Origin of the sequence: Furfurilactobacillus siliginis (genome assembly GCF_001437435.1) — a bacterium.
Lineage (GTDB): Bacteria > Bacillota > Bacilli > Lactobacillales > Lactobacillaceae > Furfurilactobacillus > Furfurilactobacillus siliginis.
The window spans coordinates 1-24,302 of the sequence record NZ_JQCB01000020.1 but is presented as its reverse complement, the minus strand read 5'-3'; the positions used below and the strand labels follow the sequence as shown (position 1 = coordinate 24,302).

21 protein-coding genes are annotated in these 24,302 nt (G+C 45.0%); 2 read left to right on the top strand and 19 right to left on the bottom strand.

Annotation, left to right across the window (positions count from 1 at the left end; genetic code table 11):
• Window positions 1-707: 707 nt before the first annotated feature.
• The 12 genes from lysS to pth all read right to left on the bottom strand — a co-directional run bounded on the left by lysS (window position 708) and on the right by pth (window position 16,151).
• Complete coding sequence (lysS, locus tag IV55_RS09465) at window positions 708-2,192, bottom strand: lysine--tRNA ligase (RefSeq protein WP_186808483.1); 1,485 nt, start codon at window positions 2,190-2,192, stop codon at window positions 708-710.
• 65 nt (window positions 2,193-2,257) lie between these two features.
• A complete protein-coding gene (dusB, locus tag IV55_RS09460) occupies window positions 2,258-3,283 on the bottom strand; it encodes a tRNA dihydrouridine synthase DusB (RefSeq protein WP_057811626.1) in 1,026 nt (341 codons plus the stop codon).
• A 16-nt stretch (window positions 3,284-3,299) separates the two neighbouring features.
• Window positions 3,300-4,184, bottom strand: a complete 885-nt coding sequence (hslO, locus tag IV55_RS09455) for an Hsp33 family molecular chaperone HslO (protein WP_057811624.1) — start codon at window positions 4,182-4,184, stop codon at window positions 3,300-3,302.
• Between the two features lie 286 nt (window positions 4,185-4,470).
• On the bottom strand, window positions 4,471-6,603 hold the full coding sequence (gene ftsH, locus IV55_RS09450; RefSeq protein ID WP_057811622.1) for an ATP-dependent zinc metalloprotease FtsH: 2,133 nt from the start codon (window positions 6,601-6,603) through the stop codon (window positions 4,471-4,473).
• A gap of 219 nt (window positions 6,604-6,822) precedes the next feature.
• Complete coding sequence (hpt, locus tag IV55_RS09445; RefSeq protein ID WP_057811620.1) at window positions 6,823-7,365, bottom strand: hypoxanthine phosphoribosyltransferase; 543 nt, start codon at window positions 7,363-7,365, stop codon at window positions 6,823-6,825.
• Window positions 7,358-8,731 (bottom strand): tRNA lysidine(34) synthetase TilS, encoded by a 1,374-nt coding sequence (gene tilS, locus IV55_RS09440; protein WP_057811618.1) that lies wholly within the window; start codon window positions 8,729-8,731, stop codon window positions 7,358-7,360. Before tilS ends, hpt begins: the two co-directional genes overlap by 8 nt.
• Window positions 8,732-8,865: 134 nt before the next feature.
• On the bottom strand, window positions 8,866-9,345 hold the full coding sequence (locus IV55_RS09435) for a S1 domain-containing RNA-binding protein (protein WP_057811615.1): 480 nt from the start codon (window positions 9,343-9,345) through the stop codon (window positions 8,866-8,868).
• Between the two features lie 258 nt (window positions 9,346-9,603).
• Window positions 9,604-9,987, bottom strand: a complete 384-nt coding sequence (locus IV55_RS09430; protein WP_057811613.1) for an FtsB family cell division protein — start codon at window positions 9,985-9,987, stop codon at window positions 9,604-9,606.
• Window positions 9,988-10,145: 158 nt separating this feature from the next.
• Complete coding sequence (locus IV55_RS09425) at window positions 10,146-10,421, bottom strand: RNA-binding S4 domain-containing protein (RefSeq protein WP_057811611.1); 276 nt, start codon at window positions 10,419-10,421, stop codon at window positions 10,146-10,148.
• A gap of 11 nt (window positions 10,422-10,432) precedes the next feature.
• Entirely contained in the window at window positions 10,433-12,034 is a 1,602-nt protein-coding gene (locus IV55_RS09420) for a putative polysaccharide biosynthesis protein (protein ID WP_057811609.1), read from the bottom strand.
• A 2-nt stretch (window positions 12,035-12,036) separates the two neighbouring features.
• Window positions 12,037-15,573, bottom strand: a complete 3,537-nt coding sequence (gene mfd, locus IV55_RS09415) for a transcription-repair coupling factor (protein ID WP_057811607.1) — start codon at window positions 15,571-15,573, stop codon at window positions 12,037-12,039.
• A 20-nt stretch (window positions 15,574-15,593) separates the two neighbouring features.
• Window positions 15,594-16,151 (bottom strand): aminoacyl-tRNA hydrolase, encoded by a 558-nt coding sequence (pth, locus tag IV55_RS09410; protein WP_057811606.1) that lies wholly within the window; start codon window positions 16,149-16,151, stop codon window positions 15,594-15,596.
• A 285-nt stretch (window positions 16,152-16,436) separates the two neighbouring features.
• Between pth and IV55_RS09405 the strand changes: the two genes are divergently transcribed.
• Window positions 16,437-17,399 (top strand): L-lactate dehydrogenase, encoded by a 963-nt coding sequence (locus IV55_RS09405; RefSeq protein WP_057811604.1) that lies wholly within the window; start codon window positions 16,437-16,439, stop codon window positions 17,397-17,399.
• 57 nt (window positions 17,400-17,456) lie between these two features.
• On the opposite strand, the gene IV55_RS09400 is transcribed toward IV55_RS09405, so the two are convergent.
• Together IV55_RS09400 and IV55_RS09395 are read right to left on the bottom strand one after the other, a co-directional pair.
• Window positions 17,457-18,215 (bottom strand): CPBP family intramembrane glutamic endopeptidase, encoded by a 759-nt coding sequence (locus IV55_RS09400; protein ID WP_057811603.1) that lies wholly within the window; start codon window positions 18,213-18,215, stop codon window positions 17,457-17,459.
• Window positions 18,216-18,237: 22 nt separating this feature from the next.
• Window positions 18,238-18,870, bottom strand: a complete 633-nt coding sequence (locus IV55_RS09395; protein ID WP_057811601.1) for a helix-turn-helix domain-containing protein — start codon at window positions 18,868-18,870, stop codon at window positions 18,238-18,240.
• 197 nt (window positions 18,871-19,067) lie between these two features.
• On the opposite strand from IV55_RS09395, the gene cbpA reads away from it, so the two are divergent.
• Window positions 19,068-19,706 (top strand): cyclic di-AMP binding protein CbpA, encoded by a 639-nt coding sequence (cbpA, locus tag IV55_RS09390; protein ID WP_057811599.1) that lies wholly within the window; start codon window positions 19,068-19,070, stop codon window positions 19,704-19,706.
• A gap of 350 nt (window positions 19,707-20,056) precedes the next feature.
• Here cbpA and IV55_RS09385 read toward each other — a convergent pair whose 3' ends face one another.
• From IV55_RS09385 to IV55_RS09365, 5 genes are all read right to left on the bottom strand, one after another.
• Window positions 20,057-20,419: a type II toxin-antitoxin system PemK/MazF family toxin gene (locus IV55_RS09385; protein WP_057811597.1), complete on the bottom strand. Its 363-nt coding sequence runs from the start codon at window positions 20,417-20,419 to the stop codon at window positions 20,057-20,059.
• Between the two features lie 66 nt (window positions 20,420-20,485).
• The gene (locus IV55_RS09380; protein WP_057811595.1) at window positions 20,486-20,740 is read right to left on the bottom strand and encodes a hypothetical protein; all 255 of its coding nucleotides are present in this window, start codon (window positions 20,738-20,740) and stop codon (window positions 20,486-20,488) included.
• Between the two features lie 104 nt (window positions 20,741-20,844).
• Window positions 20,845-21,969, bottom strand: coding sequence for an alanine racemase (gene alr / locus IV55_RS09375; protein WP_057811593.1), 1,125 nt, complete (start codon window positions 21,967-21,969; stop codon window positions 20,845-20,847).
• A 45-nt stretch (window positions 21,970-22,014) separates the two neighbouring features.
• Window positions 22,015-22,377 (bottom strand): holo-ACP synthase, encoded by a 363-nt coding sequence (gene acpS / locus IV55_RS09370; RefSeq protein WP_057811591.1) that lies wholly within the window; start codon window positions 22,375-22,377, stop codon window positions 22,015-22,017.
• A 26-nt stretch (window positions 22,378-22,403) separates the two neighbouring features.
• Window positions 22,404-24,227 (bottom strand): AIPR family protein, encoded by a 1,824-nt coding sequence (locus tag IV55_RS09365; protein ID WP_057811589.1) that lies wholly within the window; start codon window positions 24,225-24,227, stop codon window positions 22,404-22,406.
• Between the last annotated feature and the right edge of the window lie 75 nt (window positions 24,228-24,302).

Sequence of the window (24,302 nt, the reverse complement as noted above, 5' to 3'; positions counted from 1 at the left end):
TTCAAAGACCTCACACATTTGTTTCGTCTTAACATTGTTCAGTTTTCAAAGATCTACATTCGCTAATGCAATTGGTATGCCTTAGCTGACTAGAACATCATATCAATCTAAGATGATGATGTCAACAACCAATTTGTAAAAACATTTGAATGCTTTCTAATTGGTCTAGTTATTAAAACGGCACCGGCAAATTTACCTGTGTTGTTTTGACAACGTTTATTAAGATACCAGTTATGCGGACATCGGTCAAGGCTAAAATACATTTATCTTTGCGCTTTAACTAACCTTAATCATTTTAACGCAATCACGGGGAAAAGTAACACCATCTAGGCGACTATTATTTACTATTTGATGTCTTTCATGCCTCTTACCACTACTAAGAAGATCTCGTTGAATTATGTAGGCCTTCGCTTCTAAAAAGCAATTGCGTGCAGACATCGTTCATTCGCCATCGACTCAAACATATTAATCAGACACGTCACTGACGGCTTTCGATTTAAACGTTCATTGTCGTTCTACTATAGCTTATTTCCAACTACCGTTCCGTTACTCACATCGTCATCACTTAGCATACATTGATGCATCACAGTGAAGCACTTCACCTCCTCACTGACAATAAATTCAAAACAGTGTGCTTCCAGTTCATTAATTACGTATGTACAAAAAAACGTTGGCACATGGCCAACGTTTTTCGTATTCACTATCGATTACTCTTCACTGTTGTCTTCTGACCGCATTGTTGGGAACAACAATACGTCACGAATCGAAGGCGCATCAGTCAGCAACATCACCAACCGGTCAATCCCGATTCCTAGACCACCAGTTGGTGGCATACCATATTCCAATGATTCAACGAAGTCTTCGTCAATCAGTTGGGCTTCGTCATCCCCGGCGTCGCGTTCCTTTGCCTGCTGTTCGAAACGTTCCCGTTGATCAATTGGGTCGTTCAATTCAGTAAAGGCATTCGCGAATTCGTTTCCAGTGATGTATAACTCAAAACGATCCGTGAAGCGAGGGTCTTCCGGATTCTTCTTAGCTAGTGGTGAAATCTCCACTGGATGCCCGTAGATGAACGTTGGTTGAACCAGCGTATCTTGGACCTTTTCCTCAAAGAATTCATTAATAATATGACCCACCGTCCAGAATGATTCGACATGGATTCCATTATCCGCAGCTAACTTCTTCGCATCATCTAGTGACATTGGTTGCCAGAAGTCGATACCAGTTGCTTCCTTGACAGCGTCGACCATGTGCAAACGGCGGAAAGGCTTGTTCAAATCAACCGTGTTGCCTTGGTATTCAACCACGGCATCTTCGGTAACAGCCTTAGCAGCCGCCTTGAAAATACCTTCTGTTTCATCCATCACATCATGAAAGTCCCAGTAAGCAACATAAGATTCTAACATTGTAAATTCAGGGTTATGACGTGTGTCGATTCCTTCGTTCCGGAATACCCGACCGATTTCGTAGACACGTTCCATCCCACCAACAATCAATCGCTTCAAATGTAGTTCCAACGCAATCCGCAGGTACAATTCGATGTTCAAGGCGTTGTGATGAGTAATAAATGGCCGAGCAGCAGCACCACCGGCAATGTTATGTAGCACTGGTGTTTCGACTTCTTGGAAATCCAAACTGTCCAAATAATGACGCACAGCACTGATGATCTTTGACCGTTTCTTGAATCGATCAAAGCTTTCCTCGTTTGAGATCAGGTCCAAATACCGTTGCCGGTAGATTTGCTCCTGGTTCGTCAAACCATGGAATTTATCAGGTAATGGCCGTAATGCCTTACTCAAGAACGTTAATTCTTGGGCCCGAACAGTCAATTCACCCATATCCGTCTTGATCACATCACCCTTGATCCCGATGAAGTCACCGATATCAGAACGTTTGAAGATGTGATACATTTCTTCGCCAATCATGTCTTTACGAACATAAATCTGAATCCGGCCGCTACGGTCGCGCAGGTCAGCAAAACCAACCTTACCCTTACCACGTTTGGACATCATCCGACCGGCAATGGTTACTTCATGAGGTGTTTCCTCGAGTGTTTCCTTGTCGTCTTCACCAAATTGTTCATGCAATTGGGCTGCCAAATGACTGCGGTCAAACCGATGACCGAATGGTTCAACACCTTCATCGCGTAGCTCAGTCAGCTTGTCACGACGAACTTTCATTTGATCGTTCATATCTAATTCTTGCTTTGCCACATTAATCCCTCACTTCTGTCGTTTTCACTCATTGTTATTTTACACTACTTCACAACGGTTGAACGAACAACTTGTGAAGTTTCCCGTGCAGCACGGTCATCCAGCTTGTCCAAGAACTGATCGAAAATGTCGATCATCTCTTGTTGGGACTCGGCGTTGTTCAACGCAACTTTGGTTCGGGCAGAGTGAGAAATCCCCTTTAGGTAGTACGTTGCTTGGCCACGGAATTCACGAGGACCAACGTGTTCGCCCTTTAAATCAACGAGTCGTTGCAAATGTTCTTTAGCGGTTGCTACTTTTTCAGCAGCTGTTGGCTCTGGCAAAATCTCGCCAGTTTCCAGGTAATGGGCCATTTGTCCCAATACCCAAGGATTCCCCTCAGCTGCACGGCCAACCATCGCAGCGTCAGCGCCGACTTCTTCAATCATCTGCTTTGCTTCTTGTGGTGTGGTGATGTCCCCATTTCCCATAAACGGAATGTGGATTTGCTCTGCAACATCATGTAAAACGCTCCAGTCAGAGTGTCCTTCATAGAATTGGAACCGGGTCCGACCATGCATAGCTAAAGCAGCCGCGCCACCACGTTCAGCAGCCAAGGCATTTTCCACCGCGTAAATATGGTCAGGATCCCAACCAGTCCGCATTTTAACCGTAACCGGCTTCTTCACAGCATCGGTTACATAAGAAACCATTTCATATACCTTGTTCGGATCAAGTAACCACCGCGCACCAGCATCCGTCTTAACGACTTTGTTCACAGGGCAGCCCATGTTGATGTCGATAATATCAGCTTCAGTGTGTTGGTCAACGTATTCCGCCGCCTGCACCAAAGTCTCCTTTGTCCCACCAAAGATCTGAATACTCATGGGATGTTCCACTTCTTCAACCTTCATCATGGAAAGGGTCTTCTTGTTTTGGTATAAAATTCCGCGGTCAGAGATCATTTCACACACCACGAGCCCTGCACCAAACTCCTTACAAATGACCCGAAAGGCTGAATTAGTCACGCCGGCCATTGGTGCCACCACGATTTGGTTCGGAATTTCAATGTCGCCAATCTTCCACTTCATGTTTTTCCTCCGCTGCTTACGCGTTCTTACTTGCTAAAATGTCGTTTAAATCTGCTTCACTAAAGGCATACTTGTTACCACAAAAGCGGCACACTGCCTCTGCACCATGGTCTTCAGCAATCATTTCGTTAATATCTTTATCTGGCAAACTAGCCAAATCGGTCGCAAATTTTTCTTTCGAACAGTCACACTGAAAGGCAACTGGAACCTTCTCAAGAATTTTGACCCGATCGGCGCCGAATAAATCATTCAGCATATCTTCCGGCGTCTTACCATCACGTAACAATTGTGAAACTAATGGCATCTCTTTTAATTTTGTTTCTAATTCGGTAATAGCCGCATCACTGGCGCCTGGCAATACTTGAATCATAAAGCCACCAGCCACGCCAATTGAATTATCGTTTTCAACAAAGACAGAGACCCCGACAGCTGACGGAATCTGTTCTGATTGAGCAAGATAATAGGTAAAGTCATCCCCAATTTCACCGCTTACTAAACCAACTTGCCCAGTATACGGTTTATCTAAACCTAAATTTTTTGTGACTGACAATGCGCCTGCTTTACCAACAGCACCGCTCACGTCAATGTGCCCTTGGTCATTCAGTGGCAAATGTACGTGTGGTTCCACGATATAGCCCTTCACATGACCATGTGCATCGGCGTCTACAACAATTCCCTTCGCAGGTCCATCGCCTTGAACCTTCACAGTCATCGATTCTTGTCCCTTCATCATTGAAGTCGACAATAATAAAGTAGCTGTTAACGTCCGCCCTAAGGCCGCAGAGGACGCGCTCCAAGTGTCGTGACGACGCTGTGCCTCAGCAACAACACCGGTCGCATCCACAGCATACGCACGAAAGTTACCATCATCAATAATACTTTTCACTAAATAGTCTGCCATTGTTTACTCCTTGAAAAATTCTGAAAGCAAGTATACCGCACTTACGGGAAAAAAACACAGAGTGCGATTAAAGTCGGGAAGCAGTGAGCACGACCTAGAACTGCCGGACGGGTGCTTTCACCCGGTAGGCGGTTCGTAGTCGGCACAGCGGCTTGACTTTAAGCGCACGTTTCAACACAGAGTGCGATTAAAGTTGAGAAGCAGCGAGCACGACCTAGAACTACTTACAAACCAAAAACACAGGCCGAATGACATAACCGTCATCGACCCGTGTTTGTTTTAGCGCTTATTTATCTTGGTCATCAGTTGATGAAGCACTGCTTGCTGATTCTTCACTTGCAGCAGCTGAGTCACTAGCAGCCGAAGTTGCATCCTGACTTGTTGCTGGTTGTGCTGAGTCGCTGGCATTGTCATCATGATCTGCTGCCCGTTGTTGTTCGCGTTGTTCGAGCGCACTCTTGGCTTGTTCAAACGTAGCGGCTTCTGGTTCCTGATCAGCCTTATGGCTTTCAGGCATCTTACCGGTGTTAAACAAACTCAAAATTTGCTTTTCATCCAACGTTTCGTACTTCAACAAGGCTTCCGCAATCAACTTGTGTTGTTCACGGTGACTTTGAATGATGTTTTGTGCGTCCGTGTAACCTTCACTGGTTAAACGACGAACTTCTTCGTCAATCAAAGCAGCAGTTTCTTGTGAGTAAGCTGGTTGTTGTCCATATTGGGCACCTAAGAATGGCTGACCATCGCTTTCCAGTGAAACCATCCCCAACTTATCGCTCATCCCATATTGGGTGACCATTGAACGCGCAATTTGTGTTGCTTGTTCAAAGTCATTTGAAGCACCAGATGACTCAGAGTCAAAGATGACTGCTTCAGCAGCACGACCACCCATTAAACCGGCAATCTGTTCCTTCGCATCCTTCTTGCTCATCAACATTTGGTCTTCACGCGGTAGCATGATGGCGTATCCGCCAGCACGTCCACGAGGAACAATCGTAACTTTATGAACGACACGGGCGTCGTTTAAGACTAACCCAACAATCGTATGCCCGGCTTCATGGAAGGCCACCGTCCGGCGTTCCTTCTCTGAGATAACCCGATCATGCTTAGCTGGTCCTGCGATGACACGGTCTTCAGCTTCATCAAGGTCAGCAGCGTCAATTTGTGTCTTGCCACGACGAGCTGCTAACAAGGCAGCTTCGTTCAGCAAGTTCGCTAAATCAGCACCGACAAACCCAGGTGTCTGCTTTGCAATTTCCTTCAAGTCCACGTTAGCAGCCAATGGTTTGCCCTTTGAGTGAACTTTCAAGATTGCTTCACGACCCTTAACGTCTGGACGACCAACTAAGATCTTCCGGTCGAAACGACCTGGACGCAACAAGGCTGGATCTAGGACATCAGAACGGTTGGTAGCGGCCATTACGATGACCCCTTCATTACCCGTGAATCCGTCCATTTCAACTAACAACTGGTTCAATGTTTGTTCACGTTCATCATGGCCACCACCCATACCGGTGCCACGTTGCCGACCAACGGCGTCGATTTCATCGATAAAGATAATGGAAGGTGCGCTCTTCTTGGCCTGATCAAACAGGTCACGAACACGGCTTGCCCCAACCCCAACGAACATTTCAACGAAGTCAGAACCTGACATTGAGAAGAACGGTACACCAGCTTCACCGGCAACGGCTTTGGCTAGCAACGTTTTCCCAGTACCAGGAGGTCCCTCAAGTAAGACACCCGCTGGGATATGCGCACCCAGCGTCGTAAACTTGTGCGGATCCTTCAGGAATTCGACAACTTCGACCAATTCCTGTTTTTCTTCCTCTTCACCGGCAACATCGCTGAAACGCACAGTGTTGCTCTTCGGATCAGCTGGTTTGGCTTTAGACTTACCGAAGCTTGTCACACCACCACGGCCGCCTGCGCCACCTTGACCGGCTTGCCCCATCATCATGTAGAAGAAGAACCCAATTAAGACGACTGGCAAGATCAAACTAATTAAGTTAATCCAAAAGCCGCTTGATTCAGCTGGCTTTGTGTCCATCTTAACGTTGTGCTTGTCAGCAGCATCCGTCACCTGTTTGACACTGGCATTGTTTTCCAAAATCGAACTTGTAAAGCCCTTTGCAGTTGACGTCTGGCTACCACCAAGACTCAGACCAGAATTGCTGCCAGTCGTTGTCTTTTGTGCCTTCCGGTACTCACCAGTGATCTTGTAGACTCCACCAGCAGGTTGAACCTGGAAGTTCTTAACCTTATCTTGTTTTAATTGCCGGACAAATTCACTTGAGCGGATGTTTTGTGTTTGTGATCCAGAATTATTGCCAAAGAAGAAATACAAGATTCCCATTAATGACAGTAAAATCACAATCCAAAACAGGCTGTTGCGAACAGGTCCGTTACGGCGTGTGTTCATACAGTGCCTCCTGACGGCGTAATTCAGTGAATAACCCGTTAAATCGAGTTATTTAAGGGCTGCCCCCTGTTGATGAATCATATCATAGCACAGTTGACCTATCTTGACCAAACAAAAATAACGCTAACTGACGCATTTTTTCGTGTCTCATTACTTTTGTTCGACTTACAATGCGTAGTAGCCTTACAAAAGGCACCTAACGCTTGTTTTAATCCACTGTTAATCGTTTTCATAAATTGCTGGTTTCAGAACACCAACATAAGGCAAGTTTCGATAAAACTCTTTGTAGTCTAAACCGTAGCCAACCACGAATTCTTTTGGTAGTTGGAATCCAACATAATCTGCCTTTGCAGGAACAACCCGACCTTCTGGTTTATCAAGCATCGTACAAACCTTGATATCCTTGGCATGCCGTTCGTTCAGCAAATCAATCAGGAACTGTAATGTCCGACCAGTATCAATAATATCTTCCATAATAATGATATTACGGTCAGCAACATCGATACTCAGATCATGAATCAATTGAACTTCTCCGACGGAAGCTAGCCCACCGTGATAACTGGACACGTCAATAAAGTCCACTTCGGCCATGATGTCCATTTCGCGCATCACGTCCACCGTCCATAAAATGGCACCCTTTAATACAGAAATTAAAATTGGCCGTTTATCCTGATAATCCTCAGCAATCTGCATCCCCAATCGGTGTGCAGCTGCCTTAATGTCCTCAGCACTATACAATGTTTTCTCAATGTCGTTATCCATGCTTCGCTCCTTGCCCAAAGTTTATGCAAATCTCGACTAACTGATGCGTTGAATCTATTGGTGATGTGGCAGCAACTCGCTGACCAACCAGCCACAATGGTGTCCCGTCAGCACCTACGACCAACAATTGCTGGTCGCGTTGTTCACGGGTGACCCGCTGATTGATCCAGATTCGCTGCACCGTTTGATGCCCGCCGCCTTTTAGTGCCAGGCGATCATCCGGTTGTGCGGTTCTAATCATCAACGGCAACTGTGCCTTTTCAACAGTTAAATGTGCACTGTGCCATGCTGGCTGAATGACGACAGTCGCTTGTGCATCAAAAGCACCTACAACCGTGTCACCAGTGAGTTGCGTCCATTTGTTCAATGGTACCATAGTTTGTTCTTGTCGTCGGGTACCCGTCCGCTTTTTTTCTGTTTCCAAAAAATCAAATTGATCATAGCGACGACGCAATATCCAATTTGCCGTTAACGGATAATCTGCCTGGGCAGGGCCAACCTGTAAACCATGCGCGGCGTTTTGCCAGGCAGCCATGGTCACTGAAACACTCGGCTGTACTTGTGCAAAGGCCTGCTTCAATAACAATGCTGCCGGTAACGATTGGCTTAGCACCTTTGTGACTGAGCCGGCGACTTCCACTAACATAGCGGTGGCTTGTGTCAGCACATAGTCATTAACGGCTGCTTGCATGGTTAAACTATTCGCAAAGTCCGCGATGAATTGGGGATTTTCCTCAATCAGCAACGGAATGATCTGCTGTCGAAACCGGTTCCGAGTAGCAGTTAGTTCCTGGTTGGTCGCGTCCTCAAAGCTTGGAATATGATTTCGCTTTGCAAATTGTCGCAAGTCTAACTTTGAAATATTCAATAACGGTCGAATTAACTGTCCATGCCCGAACTGCCGTCGCCACGGGATCTGCAGTGAGCTGGTAAACGAATGACCAGCAGCCATGCGCATCAGCCCTGTTTCAACCTGTTCATTTTTCTGATGTGCCGTCGCCAGCAACGTTGCTTGTGTTTGTGCCATAACCTCAGCAAAGAATTCATAACGAAATGCGCGTGCGGCGGCCTCGATTCCTTGCTTGGGGTGTTGTTCAGGTGACCATGTCCCGACAAAGAGCGGAATGTTTCGCTCAGCCAGGTATGTTTTAAGAAAAGCCTCTTCATCATCACTGGCTGCCCGTAACTTATGGTTCACATGGGCGACGACCAAATGTGGTCGTTCACTTTCCGGTAGCGACTGAAACAGCGACAGTAACACCATTGAGTCGACACCCGTAGAAACGGCAACCACAACGATATCTTTTGCGGTCCACAAATGCTGCGTTTGGTTAGCCTGCCTGAATTGTGCTGTAACGTTATCCATTTCGTCGCCTCCTTTCAAACATTATGTATAAAAAAAGACAACAATCGCCCATCAGTATCAACCCATGCGATAATCGCTCACCGCTGTCAATTTCCTCTGATGTCTGACGATTCTTGTCCATGCTGACTAAAAAACTAACTGCGCCGGCCACCTCGACCGCCACGTTTGCCTTCAGTATTATGCTTCAAAGTGGCTAACCGTTGTTCGCTGTCCTTTAAGAAGCTTGCCATCATGCCATCAAAACCACCTTCAGCAGGTTGATCACGCCGATTACCGCTTCGTTGTGGACGACTGCTATGACCGTGATCATTATGCCCTTGTGCAGATCGTGGGCTGCTTGGTCGATGCTCAGTGTGCTGCTCATGATGGGCGCTTTGTGGTTGCTCTGTTGCTTGCTTGATGGAAAGACCAACTTTGCCTTTTTCCATCGATAATACTTTGACCGTTACTTCATCCCCAACATGCAACACATCGTGGATATCCTTCACGTATTCATTTGACACTTGGCTAATGTGTACCAACCCGCTTTGGTGTTCGCCTAGGTCGACGAACGCACCAAAGTTCGTAATGCCTGTTACCTTACCTGTCACTTTGTCTCCGACTGCCACTGCCATAAACGACTGCATCCTCCTGAATGTTTACGATGGTCCCATAAAATTACCATGATTGTAACATAAACCATCACTTGAATTGTACTGCGTTGTGCAGGTTAGTTGCGTCACAGCCGGCGTTTGCCCGCAAACATCTCAGGAAATTCGTGAATCTTTGTGACGATTGTCAGTTGCCGTTTCGTTTATAAAAAAATCTTCGGTGACTCAGCTTACTTACATCGCTGAGTCACCGAAGATTTTTATTTTAAATTCATGTTCAATTTACTTCGCATCTTTTGGCAAGTTGTAGACAACTTCGCCATTTTTCGTGTACAGATACTTGCCGCGAATCAGTTGCGTTAAGTAATCGTTGTTGTGCAATTGTTTAACCTGTTGATTCAGCTGACCATTTTTTTGCTTTGATGATGATAGTTGGCGGTTGGTCGTCGTCGTTTCCTGATTAATTTTCTGTAAGCTGGCCATGTTCTGACCGTATGCCCACAGACAAAGAACTAACGCCACAGCGAACACAAGCAAAATACCCAGTGCCCGTTTGCGACGACGCTGTCCCATCTGCGTTTTTTGCGCCTTATGTGCCGTTTCACTGGCACGCAAACGCGCAACGTAGTCATTATTCAGTTGATGAACCGAACGATCATTTTGCATAACGCATCTCACCCACAGATAACTTGTCATCAATTTACACTCAAACAACTATCTAGAGTATAACAACGGAGAAATTGTCTGTAAATAACAATTCCGTTACAGCTCAAGGGATTAACAAGTTCTTAAGGCGAACATAGTTTCGTTTTTTAAAGAATCAGTTATTCCTGGTTACGATAATCAGTCGCGTAACTTTCGTCAATCAACTTGTACATTTTCTCAGCGTCTTCTTTTTTCGTCGTCTCCAACAGCTGTAAAACCTGTACTGTCAGAGTCTTGTTCCCAAAAGAAATCACCAACTCATCATTCACATTCACGTTACTTGAAGATTTTCCCTTAGACCCATTAATGGTAATCCGTCCTTGATCCGCAATTTCTTTGGCCACCGGACGGCGTTTGATAATTCGTGAAATTTTTAAAAATTTATCTAAGCGCATGTTGTTACTCCTTAATCTCTTTGAATTAGTTTTAAAAGTCTGCGGCCACCTGGTAAGGTCAGCCACTCGCGCGTCGTAAACAAATGGACACGCAAAGCTGTCACGATAAATGTTGCTAGCCCACTGATGACGCCAACCGTCACAATCACAATTGCCGTTAACCGGCCGTCACCTAATAACAGTAATAATCCATTGCCGACGATACCAGTCACCACGACCATTGCGCCTGTGGCAACCGCCAGTCGTGGAACGAACCGACGATGTGTTAACGCCTCACGCATATCATCTGGACTACCCCACCATAACACAATCATCATGCTGGCCAGTCCTAAAACCGTTGCCCAACTAGCCCCGTTGATTCCCCAGGCCAATACAGCCGCATGGTTCGTCGCTATTTTCATGACAACACCCACGACTAAGGCGACCAACGACAAACGATACTGATTCATGCTCTGCAAAATACTGTTGTAGGTGCTGATCAAGCTAGCAAAGATGATGCTTAAGCAGTAAATGGCCAGCGCTAGGCTACCGCTCATACTGCCAAATAGCACGAGGTTAATTACCGGCATCAAAATCACCAAACCGGCAGTGGCTCCCACAGATAACGCGAAACTCATGTGAATCAGCGTCGTTAGTGTCGTTTGGTACGCACGCCGTTCCTTACCGTTCAATGCCTCACTCAGCGTTGGCAGCAAGGTTGCTGAAAAACTTGTCGCGACTACTAAGCCTAGTTGAATCAGCGGTTGCGCACGATCATAGACCCCTTTTAACGATTTAGCTGCTGCCTGGGTCATCCCCGCATCAACAAGACCTTTTTTAACCGTAAAGGAATCTACCAGCTGTAGTAACAAAACCACCGCTGCAAATAAACAGATGGTTCCGCCTTCCTGCCACAAACGCCGTGCCAGCGTCCACCAACGATAATCTGCGCTAAGCGACACATGTTCGGGCATTTGAAATAACCGTTGGTAAAAAGGAATAAAGGTTGCTGTCGCAGCAATCGCACCAAAAATCGCGCCACTCATGGCCCAGGCACCCATCTTGTAAACTGACCATTGCTGTTGCGCCGCAAGCACGGCCACAATAATGATCACAGCGACGCGAATCACTTGCTCTAACACCTGAGAAATCGCGGTTGGCCGCATATTGAAGCGGCCCTGTGCAAAACCACGTCCGACTGCTAGTTCCGGCATAAATAATGCCATCCCTGCCACCACACGGATCAGCGAAGCGAGGTCACCATCACCCATGCCAATCGCAATTTGCTTGGCACCAATAAATAATCCGATGAACAAGACAACACTGAGCCCCGCCAGAATCACAAAGATTCGCTTAGCAACCGCCCGTTGGGTCACCGGATCAGAAATCTCGGCAATTAATTTAGAAATAAACACAGGGAGACCGCTTAACGCAAATGTCATTGCAATTCCATACAGTGGATAGACCTGTTGATAAACATAAAAACCGGTGTTACCGACTAAGTTCTGTAATGGAATGCGATAGACAGCGCTTAATACCTTGGCAATGAGGGCTGATAAAGACAGCAACAAGGCCCCATTAATGAGCCCGCGCCGTTGTCCATTCAATTGCGTGTTACGAACACGTTTGGCCATGGTTACTCCTTTGACGCATTGGTCGCGCCCACTGGTTGTGCCGTCGCTAGTTCAGCCAACCCATCTACAAATGCAGTTACCCCTGCTAGCCATTGCGCTTCGGTCATCTTCGGCTGAATAACTAATTTGACCACTAGTACACCACTATTATCACTGACGGTGGCACGTAGCTTCGTGTTGGATAACGCTTTAAAGATGTCCTCGCCACTAAACTGCTGACTACCTTGCGTCGTTAAAGTGACCGTCAAGTTATCGTCAATACGCCGAATCTTACTGATCAAAGCCGCATCAGCCGTCATTTTAAGTTTCCCAACTGCTAATAAGTTGGCAACTTCAACCGGATAATCACCAAACCGGTCAATCAGATCTTCGTCAATTTCAACGTATTGATCATCATTTTCCAGCTCACGAATCCGCTTGTAAATTTCAATTTTCTGCCGTTGATCCGTAATGTACGTATCGGGCAAGTAAGCCTCAATGCCGAGTTCAATTTCAGCATCGGAACGAACTTGAACCGATTGTCCCCGTTTCTTGGCCACTGCTTGTGACAGCATCTGCGTGTAAAGATCATAGCCGACAGAATCAATGAAGCCATGCTGTTGCTGACCTAATAGGTTCCCAGCACCGCGAATTGACAAATCACGCATGGCAATTTTAAAACCAGACCCTAACTCCGTAAAGTCACGAATGGCTTCTAACCGTTTTTCACTTTCCTCAGTCAACACTTTATTCGGTTGATAGGTAAAGTATGCGTAGGCCACTCGATTACTCCGGCCAATCCGGCCACGTAATTGATACAGCTGGGACAAACCCATATGATCCGCATTTTCAACAAATAACGTATTAACGTTGGGGATATCCACCCCTGTTTCAATAATCGTGGTGGTTACCAGCACATCGTATTCACCGCGAATAAAGTCATACAAGATGGTTTCTAGCTGGCTTTCACTCATTTGACCATGAATGTAGCCAACTCGTGCATCCGGTACCAGTTCACGAATGTGGTCCGTCACCACCTCAATATCATCGACCCGGTTATGGAGATAGAACACTTGTCCACCTCGTGCCAATTCGCGGGCGATCCCATCTTGCAACGCAGCCGGACTACTTTCCATAACATACGTTTGAATCGGATACCGGTTCGCCGGTGGTGTTTCAATAACGGATAAATCCCGCACCCCAATCATCGACATGTTTAAGGTCCGCGGAATCGGCGTCGCAGTCAGGGTCAACACATCGACAGATGACCGCATTTGCTTGATTCGTTCCTTATGTTTAACCCCAAATCGTTGTTCTTCATCGACTAACAGTAGGCCCAAGTCTTTGAATTCGACGTCTTTTGACAACAAACGGTGCGTTCCGACAACGATATCGATATCCCCTGCCTTCAACCCAGCTAGCGTTTCCTTAATCTGAGCCGGTGTATCAAACCGTGACAAAATGCCAATTTTAACAGGGAAGCCTTCAAATCTTGCCACCATCGTGTCGTAATGTTGTTGCGCCAAAATCGTCGTCGGTACTAGAAAGGCAACTTGGCGTTGGTCTTCAATCGCCTTAAACGCCGCCCGTAAGGCAACTTCCGTCTTTCCAAAACCAACATCCCCGACCAACAAGCGATCCATCGGTTTTGACCGTTCCATATCATGTTTGATTTCATCGGTGCTTCGCAATTGGTCTGGTGTTTCAGCATATGGAAAGGCTGCTTCAAATTCTTCTTGATACGTATCATCTTTGGGAAACGCATGCCCTTTTTGTGCCTCACGTTGGGCATAGAGTTCAACCAGCTCATCAGCAATGTCTTCAATCCGCCGTTGCACGCTACGTTTGGTTTTTGCCCATTCCGTACCGCCTAATTTGTTAATCTTCGGCTTTTTATCCTCGGCAGAAACGTACTTTTGAATGAGATTCAACTGTGTCACAGGAATGAAAATCTGCGCGTTGTTTTGGTAGTCAATGGTGATGTAATCCTGATGCACACCATCAACTTCCATCGTCTGCATCCCTTTAAACTGACCGATCCCATGGTTCACGTGAACCACGTAATCACCTGGTTTTAGTTCTGTATAACTACGCAAACGTTCAGCATTGGCAAGTGTTTGCCGACGGGCACGTTTCTTGGTGACTTTGGCAAACATTTCATTTTCAGTGACGACAACAAGCTTGCCACCTGGCAGTTCAAAGCCAGATTGCAGCGTTGCTGGAACCACTTTCACGTTGCCAGCCGTGAGATTCGTCACCTTATCAAGGCTGGCCTTAATGCCAAAGTCATGCAGCGTATCGTTCACTTTGCTGATTCGTTCTTCGCTATTAACCATGATAACCACGGTCTGTTGCTGTTTTTGCCAGCGCTCAATTTCAGTCTTCAAAACTGGCAGCTGACTAAAGAACTTCTGCATGTCTCTGCTCGTAAAGTTCGTCAGCTGACTAAAGCGGATGTTCCCCATCCCTTTTTGAAACAGCGAAAAGAACAATTGTGGCTGCGTTAATTCCCGTACAACTGCACGAAAATCAAGGCCTAGTTCCTGATCTGGAATCATTTCATGCGTCCGCAACCGATCTGTCACCCAGCCAGCTTCATCTTCACTAATCCGACGATCCGCATCTAGTAAACGACTGTAATCGTCTAATAGGACTAAGCCATCCGCGCTCAGATAATCGGTCAACCCGGCTGCGTGGCTATAAAAACTAGCTGCGTACAGACTCAGCTCAGGCGTACTGCTTGGCGTTGCATCATCGGCCAACAGCACGTCAAAATGACTGATCAGCGCTTTTTGATCATCGCCAGTCAGTGTTTCCGCCTGCTTTTTAACTTGTTTGCGTAGCGCAGTCTTCCCAGTCGTGAGCTCATTATCGCTCAAAATAAACGCCGTCGCTGGTAAAATCGCCACTGAATCAACATTTTCAAGACTCCGTTGATTTGCAGGATCAAAGGTACGCAACGAATCTACTTCTGTATCGAAGAAATCAACCCGTACCGGATAATCTGCGTCCAACGGGTAAATATCCATAATGGAACCGCGAATCGCATAGTCCCCAGGACGTGCAACTAACTGTTCATGTACATAGCCCATTTCATGCAGTTTTGCCTGTAACGCACTCATCTCATAGTCGCCACCAGTTTTGATGTCTAAACTAGCTTGTTTAAACACCTCAGGCTGTGGCAAATAACGACGTAAGCCAGCTAAATCAGTCACCACAACGACAGGTTTAGCACCTTGTAACGCATGTAATGCGCGCACACGATCAGCTCGTGATTCTGGAGAGCTCGTTGCTATTTCTGTCGCCAGCATTTCTTCGGCAGGAAAGTTAAACACCTGTTCTTCATCCAATAAATTTTGTAGGTCATCCACTAATTGACCCGCATGAAATGCCGTATCAGTGACGATCAGCATTGACTGTGCATTGTCCTGAAACAACGTACTGATCATCAACGTGCGCGCAGAACCACTGATGCCAGTGATCAATTGCCGCGTCTTGTTCGTTGCTGCAACCACCTGTTGATACTCTGGTGCCCGCCGCATAAAGTCCTGTAATTCCATCAGTTAACCTTTCGTTTCAGCTAATTAAATTCATTCATTACTTCATTAAATTTCGTGCCTGACAACCAACTTTCTAATGCAGCCTGTGCATGATCCATCCCAGCATGAATATCCAACGTCTGTGCCTGGGTGAAACGACCTAACACATAGTCAACGACACTGCTGCGCGTTGGGTGGTCGATGCCGACACGAACCCGCTTAAATGCAGGCGAACCAACATGGGCAATAATACTTTTAATCCCATTATGACCGCCGGCTGATCCTTTTTGACGTAACCGAATCTTACCAACTGGTAAATCCATATCATCATGCACGATGATGATGTCGTCAATGGTTAGATTGTAGTATTCCATCAGAGGATGCACCGCACGTCCTGAATCATTCATGTAGGTGGTGGGTTTAACCAACAGCACCTTTTCGTTATTGATTAATGCCGTGCCGACCAACGCCTCTTGTTTCGCTCGTTTAAATGTCACACCATATTCTTCGGCCAACTGGTCAATCACCATGAAGCCCACATTGTGTCTCGTCCGATCATATTCAGCACCAATGTTACCCAATCCAACGATCATTTTCATAAAGCGTCTGCCATCCCTTTGTTAATTTTTCCGCCACAAAGCAAAATTGCCGGCCAGCGAATTTTCATCGGTTGGCCAGCTGTGTTGTATTCGTATCGAATTAATATTTTACGGCTTATATGCATTTGTGAACAACGCGTAATTGTTGCCCCATTATAGCATACTTAAACCGGCGATACACTTACGGAACACTGGTCTAGGACAACTTAAATTTGTGTTTCACAAGCACCCGATATGTTATACTGACTGTGGTTTTAAAATACAAAAATTTTGAACACAGAAAGGATGATTATCTTGGCTGCAAATCATCAGAAAGTTTTACTCGTTGGGGACGGTGCGGTTGGTTCTAGTTACGCATTCGCCATGGCTCAACAAGGTTTAGCTGAAGAATTTGTCATTGTGGACGTTTTAAAGGATCGTACTGAAGGGGACGCACTTGACCTAGAAGACACCCTTGCATGGCTCACACCTAAGAAGATCTACGCAGGTGAATACAGCGACGCAAAGGATGCTGACTTGGTTGTCATCACCGCCGGCGCACCACAAAAGCCTGGTGAAACTCGGTTGGACTTGGTCAACAAGAACCTGAAGATCTTATCAACAATTGTTAAACCAGTTGTTGACTCTGGCTTCAACGGTATCTTCTTAGTTGCTGCTAACCCTGTCGACATCTTAACCTACGCAACCTGGAAGTTCTCCGGTTTCGACAAGAGCCGCGTGATCGGTTCAGGTACTTCTCTCGACACTTCACGTTTACGTGTTGCTTTAGGTAAGAAGTTCAACGTGGATGCTCGTGACGTAAATGCTTACATCATGGGTGAACACGGCGATTCAGAATTTGCCAACTACGACGAAGCTACCATTGGTGGCAAACCTTTGACTAAGATTGCTGAAGAACAAGGCGTTTCTGCCGAAGACTTAGCAACTATCGAAGACCAGACCCGTAACAAAGCTTACGAAATCATCAACCGTAAAGGCGCAACCTTCTACGGTGTTGCAACATCATTAATGCGCATCACGCGTGCTATCTTGCGTGACGAAAACGCCATCTTACCAGTTGGTGCCGCACTTGATGGTGAATATGGCTTAACTGATACCTTCATCGGTACCCCAGCCATCATCAACGGCAAGGGCCTTGATCACGTCCTTGAAGTACCATTGTCAGCAAGTGAAATGGAAAAGATGCAAAAGTCAGCTGCAACCTTGAAAGAAGTTCGTGAAAACGGCTTTAAGGAAACTGGCCTTTAATCAAATGCATTAAATAAAGCAGGCTACGAAATTAACTTTCGCAGCCTGCTTTTTTATTTACATACTTTCTTTTGTTTGTGCAAATGGCAGCTTGATTCTGTGCTGTTGTGATTTTCTCAGTAGGATAATGCCGATCATCAGCATTAGTAGGTCCACTGGCAAAGAACGACCAAGGGTTGTCTTTGACTCTGCCAACCCATTTGTATAGGTCGCTATAAAATCATTTAAACCATGTAATAACATGGGCATTAATAAACTACCACTGCGTAAGTAAATCGCGGCTAGCATCACGCCGAGACAAAACGTGTATAACATTTGGATCCCGGTCGCCGATAACGATTGATGGAACAAGTTAACGCTGTGCAGCAGGCCAAACGTTAAACCACTTAACGCGACTGCCCAAGCTAATTGATGGCGCCCATGAGTGACCGAAAACGCTAGTGGCAACACTAGCCCACGTGCTAAATACTCTTCAGCAACAGGCACAAAAATCAGCATGATGATGGATAAGCCTAGATAAACATGGTGCGTCTTGCTTAGGGACGTAATCATGAGAGCAACCATGATTAATAAGAGAATTGAAACCCAATTGACCGCTAGCAGCCGCAGTGGATTTCTTTCCGTTAGCCGAAAGTAAACCGGCTGCTTTAACCAAACACGATTTAGACCCCATAAACCAGCGAATAAAATGGTTTCTTCGATAACCACGCGCCACCCACTGGCCAGACTTCTTGGGGTTAGTAAGCCAATTAAAACAATTAATACAAGTGCAATGGCGACAGTGCCAATTAATTTAACCCAGTTATTACAACGCATTTGAACATCCCCTATGACTATTTTAGTGATCTTTTTTGGGATTTAAAAGCAATGCTACGGCAACCCCCGCCGTCGGTACAACCGTGCGCAAAGCAACGGCCACAACTAATCCAATTGCATATGCAGTCGGGCTAGAAACGCCGGTCGGATATGTAATTGGAAATAAGGTTTGTGCCGCTAAGAAACCGGTCAGCAGTAATAAAGCAACAAAAAATAGCACTGATAAACCTGACACACGCTTTCTAAGTTTTCGTTCAGTAATCGGCAAATGCGTCACCAACACAAAAAATACCACTGCCGACGACAGCGTAAGGAACGCGTGAAATGGAATCTCTGGCAACACAAAGGTCGCATATGTCAATAAAATCAATGGCACATTCAACCAATAACTAATTTTGAACAGTTTTTCGTCACGCTGACTCAGGCGACGATCTTGATCATATTTTTCCAGCATGTTAACATCCTCCCGCAATAAAACATCCAAAGTAAGATTATAGCGGTCACTGATCATGATTAAGGTATGAATATCTGGATAACTCCGGCCGTTTTCCCAACTAGAAACTGTCTTACGTGATACAAATAACACATCTGCTAGTCCCTGTTGTGTTAGTCGTTCACGGCCACGAATGCTTCTGATTTTCTCACCAAATGTCATGTTCAGTACCTCTTGGATAAAGTATTAATTGCGTGATAATCGTAAGCAAGCTCATAATCATATGACTACCCCATGCTACGAACCTTAGACAAGCGTTAATTCGCGTGGCTGGTGCAATTCGGAACCACTTATCACTTTAAATATGGTATGATGAAATTAATATTTCTTACCATTTTTTAATCTACGGAGGACAATCCATGTTACTTAAAACACTCGTCAAACCATATGACAGCATCACTACGGTGCGTGAAGATGTCACTCTGGAAGAGGCCCTCAAAGTATTGGAAGATTCAGGCTTCCGATGTGTGCCAATTCTGGACGAAACTGGCAAAATTTTCCGCGGAAACATTTACAAAATGCACATTTACCGTCACAAGTCTCGTGGTGGTGACATGAGTTTGCCAGTCACAACATTATTGAAAAACGCCACAAAGTTTATTTCAATCAATGACGCGTTCTTCAAGGTCTTCTTTTCTATCAAAGATTTACCTTACATCGCTGTTTTAGATGAAAATAACTACTTCTACGGCATTTTGACCCACACTCGTCTGTTAGACATGCTGTCACAAAGTTGGAACTTCAACGTTGGTAGTTATGTACTAACAGTTGTTTCTCAAGGGGAACGTGGTGATTTGACGAACATCTCAAAAATCATCACAAAGTACTCGTCAATTGCATCTTGTATGACGCTGGATGTACAGGCTGGCGAATTGGTTCGTCGAACATTATTCACCCTGCCCGCTGACGTGGATGAAGAACGCTGTAATAAGATCGTTAAGGCGTTGAATCGGAAGTCTTTTCGGGTTTCAGAAATTGAGAACTTGAAGGCAGAATAAAAAGAAAAAGAGTGCGAGCAGACCTGGTCTGAATCCGAGCAATTGCAGGTGCGGCGGTAGTGGCTTTAGCCACGGACGGCGAACAGGCAATGCACAGCGATTCAAGGTCTGGGAGCACGTTTCGACCATATAATAGTTAAAAACAAGCAACAAAAATATCCCGTAAAGCTGTTTAATAGTAGCTTTACGGGATATTTTTTGTGGTTAAGTTATTGTCTTATATATGGTCAAAACGTGCTACAAAGACCACCTTCCTGTGCATTGCCTGCCGACCGTCCGAATCGTTTCACGATCCTACCGCCCTGCCTGCAATTGCTCGGAAGCTACCCGGTCTTTTTCGCACTCTCTTCTCATTCCCTATCCACTAATCCAACGCTAATACCCAGCGCGTGATCCACATTTTCCATCACACTATCTTCCAAATGTGTCACACGGTCACGCAAACGTTGCTTATCAATAGTGCGAATTTGCTCTAACAAAATTACAGAATCTTTGCCAACCCCGTTTGCGTCAGCGGGGATACCGATATGTGTTGGCATCTTAGGCTTACTGATCCGTGCTGTAATGGCGGCCACAATCACGGTCGGACTGTAATGATTGCCAATATTGTTTTGGACAATCAGCACCGGCCGCATGCCCCCTTGTTCGGAGCCCACGACCGGTGAAAGGTCTGCGTAAAATATGTCGCCCCGTTTAATCTCTACTGCTGCCAAATGGGACACTTCCTTCTAACTTATATGTAGGTGGAGCACAATGCTCCAGAACCAGGTCACACACGACTACTGGTCAATGCTTGCTGCCTCGGCTTCCGTTAGGGAAAACTCGTCGGCAATTTCTTCGTTCAACTGACCCATTGCTTGATAGCCCAGCGCTAACTGGTTTAAATCAATCGACTCATGGTCAGCTAAGAAATGGCTCAAAACATTATTAATTAAATCATTTTGATCCAGGCTGAAGAACTCACAGTACGTTTTGAGCTCGGTTAAGGTCGCGTCATCGAGATTAACCGGAACTTGATGTGCATCACTTGCCATTGCAAACTCCCCCGCATCCATACCAACTACTAATCCTGTGCTGTGTTCATTCTAGCATGTCCACCACGTAAAGTCGTTTAAACATACCAATTGTAATATGGCTGTTACTCGTAAACGCGCTGTAAACGCATTCCCAGATTTGTCGCGATTTCATAATGGATCGTGCCTGCATAATCAGCAACATCCTGCAGAGAAATCGTATGGTCACCGTCAGTTCCAACCATCGTGACCAGCGTTCCAACTGGTAATTCATGTGGCAAGCGCACCATCATTTGATCCATGCAAACTCGCCCAATAATTTCGCATTCCTGACCAGCAACCAGCACATGGAACCCTTGCATCCGCCGTGGATAGCCATCGGCATAGCCAATCGGTAACGTTCCAACCCATTCATCTTGGGCAGCAGTGTAGGTAGCACCGTAGCTAACTGAATCCCCGGCTGCCAATTGTTTAACAAACGCTAATTCAGTGGTTAAGCTCAAGGCCGGTTCTAACTCATATGGTGCTGTTAAGCTGCCGCCAGAAGGGTTCAACCCGTAAATTCCTACGCCAAAGCGAATCATGTTACCATTGCAAGCCTCATGCCACAATGATGTGGCCGTATTGGACACATGGACATAACGCGGGCGCTCATCAAGCACGGCCATCATTGCCTGCCAACGCCCCACTTGGCGTTTAAAATAAGCCGTATCTGCTTCATCTGCAGTCGCAAAGTGGGTAAAGATTCCAGCAAAGTCATATTGTTCGCCATGCTCAGTTAAAAAACTAACCGCTGGTGCTAATTCTTCCGGATGTTGAAAACCAATTCTACCCATCCCGGTGTCCAATGCTAAGTGCACACTTAGTTGGCGGTCACCTAACACAGCCTGGGCTGCCTGGAGCCATCCTAAATCGCCAACTGTCAGAGAAATATTATTTTCTGCCGCCAGACCAGCCCATTGAACTGGTGTAATACCTAATACCAGTACAGGAACAGTAATGTCTGCTTCACGTAAGGCCAATGCTTCATCTAAAATTGCAACACATAAACCAGTCGCACCAGCGCTTAGGCAAGCATGAGCCATTTCAATCAGACCGTGACCGTACCCGTTTGCCTTGATCACAGCAAACATTTCAGTACCCGGGTTGGTGCGTTTTAGTTCCTCGCCGATATTGTGCGTAATTGCCGCTAACTTAACATGAATTTCCGTTGGTCGGTGGTACCCAATAATTTGCGGTGCATTTGCCATTTTACTCGCTTCTTTCACTATCTTTATGCAAAAACAAAGCAGCCGTTAGTCCTCTGGCTGCTCTAAAATCACTTCGGTCATGACCATCGTATCTGTGTGGGAAATGGAGATGTGCGCAGGTCCTGCGAAAGGATGCTTCGCCAAGTGCGGCTTCCCTTGTGCGTCATCCAACACCTCAACATCTTGAAACCCAACGGCGCTACCAAGTCCGGTACCAAATGCTTTGCTGTAAGCTTCCTTCGCAGAAAAGCGCCCTGCTAAGAACTCGATTTGCCGCCGACCATGTAGCTGGTTCATGACTGCTTGTTCGTTAGTGGTCAGCACCTTCGCTACGAAACTGTCGAACCGTTCGTTCAACTTAGCAATCCGTTCAATGTCAGTCAGATCGATGCCGGTTCCATAAATCATGTGCTCACCACCCGTTGAATTTTGACCTATTTTTTTCTATTCTCAATACTCTCTCTTAACAATTTTTCAAATACATCAGTCTTCGAAAAATTATCCCATTCTCTTTTTTCACTCTCTTGATCTACCATAATCGAGTTCATCCAAGAAATTCCCTCTTGGAACACAATTAGACCATCCTGATCGCGTAGTCTATGCATCCCGTCCAAATCGAACTTTGCATCTGCGTTTACTAGCATTAGACGGAAAACTGCAAATTTCAAATACCATATCCCTGATATATATTTCCCAGAATTTTTGTCCAATTCCTTCTGCCAATTCAATTCAAAACTCATAATTACATTGACAAAATACACCCATAATTCTCTATTATCGACACGATTTTGAATTACATTTAAAAGTTCAGCCAAGTTTTTACTAATTGTAACAGACTTTGAACTTCTTATCTTTCCAATTGAGAGGCCCTTAATAAACCAATTACTGCATAACATATACTGAATTATAGTTTCAACTTTCAGAATTCTCTGAGAAGTATTCCTAAATAATGGATTCTTACTATATTCTCCCGAACGAATCTCAATATTCACACGTTTTTCTCTAGGTACATCTCTACTTCTTAGATATGTTTGCAGTGTTTTTGTAAAGTCATTATTCAATTGTATTGTATTTCTTCCAATAGCCGTTTGCGAGTTTACACCCTCAATAACTCGATTTTTTATTTCGTCAAGTTCATCTTTTCGTTCATCACTTGTATCATCAGTGTTTAATACTAATAGCTTAACCATCAACTTCCACGGACTAAACTGTGGATTATTTTCAATAAACTCAGGATCTAATTGAGCTGCGAATAGTTGTCTCGATGTTTGTTGACCATTTACAATTCTTGGATAACCTAAATCCAGAGTCTTACTACTATTTTCAGTAATTGAATCACATATTATCGTAATCCCATTTGAAAGCCACCAAAAATCACCTTCAAATCTTTGTGGTCCTTGTAAAAAGGTTTCTTTAATCATCTTGTTAACGGAATTATTTCCTGCATTGTCACGAACATTATCTATAAATAATCCTTCTAGTAAGTTTTCCTTCCTTGGATTAGTTAAAAAATTCAAATAATCTTTAACATAAACCATCAAAACATAGGATTGGATACTTGTTCCCGGATAGCCATACTCCATTTTGTCAGCCACTACTAACCGATCTTCTTTAATGGGTTCGACATCTGGAATAAAATTCACTAAGTTTTTATCCAATATTAAATCATGCCATGAATCAGGTACTGACACATTAGACTCCTCAAGGATTCCATCAGTTTGAAACATCTTAAGTGCTCGTTCCAGTGCTGCTTCATATTCTGGCGCAACACCTTTTTCAATCAAGCCAACAGCTGGATACAACATTGTGTTAGATAACAACCTATCCTTAAACAACGTGAAAAATTTCTTTAAAATCGGATTTAATTTTTGAGGAGCTTGTTTGTGATTCAAAAGTGTAGAAACCGCTACCGTGAAACTAGAAAATGTTTCATGAACTTGACCATTTTTACTCTTAGATTGAAATAAAACAATTTTTTCGACATACAATCCCGAAATTCTTTCTTTAATATCAGTCGGATCAATAATTTCATTATACTTATCTATGTAGACAATCGCATCGATTCCCGCATCATCATATTTTTCCGTTATTTCACTATCACTAAGCATGTTAAAAAAAGCCGTGTCACAGATACCATGAAGAATCTTAGCAAGTCCGTCCTCATCTTCAAAAACATCTATACTGAAGTTTACAAACAAGTACTTGGCCAGACCGTATATTAGATTACTAAGACCAGTTTCCTCAGATTTTTCATGCAAATCATAGGTTTTCTTGATGTGGTAGATTGCAAATTTAATCCGAATTTTTGGACAAATTTGTCAGCATAACCTGAT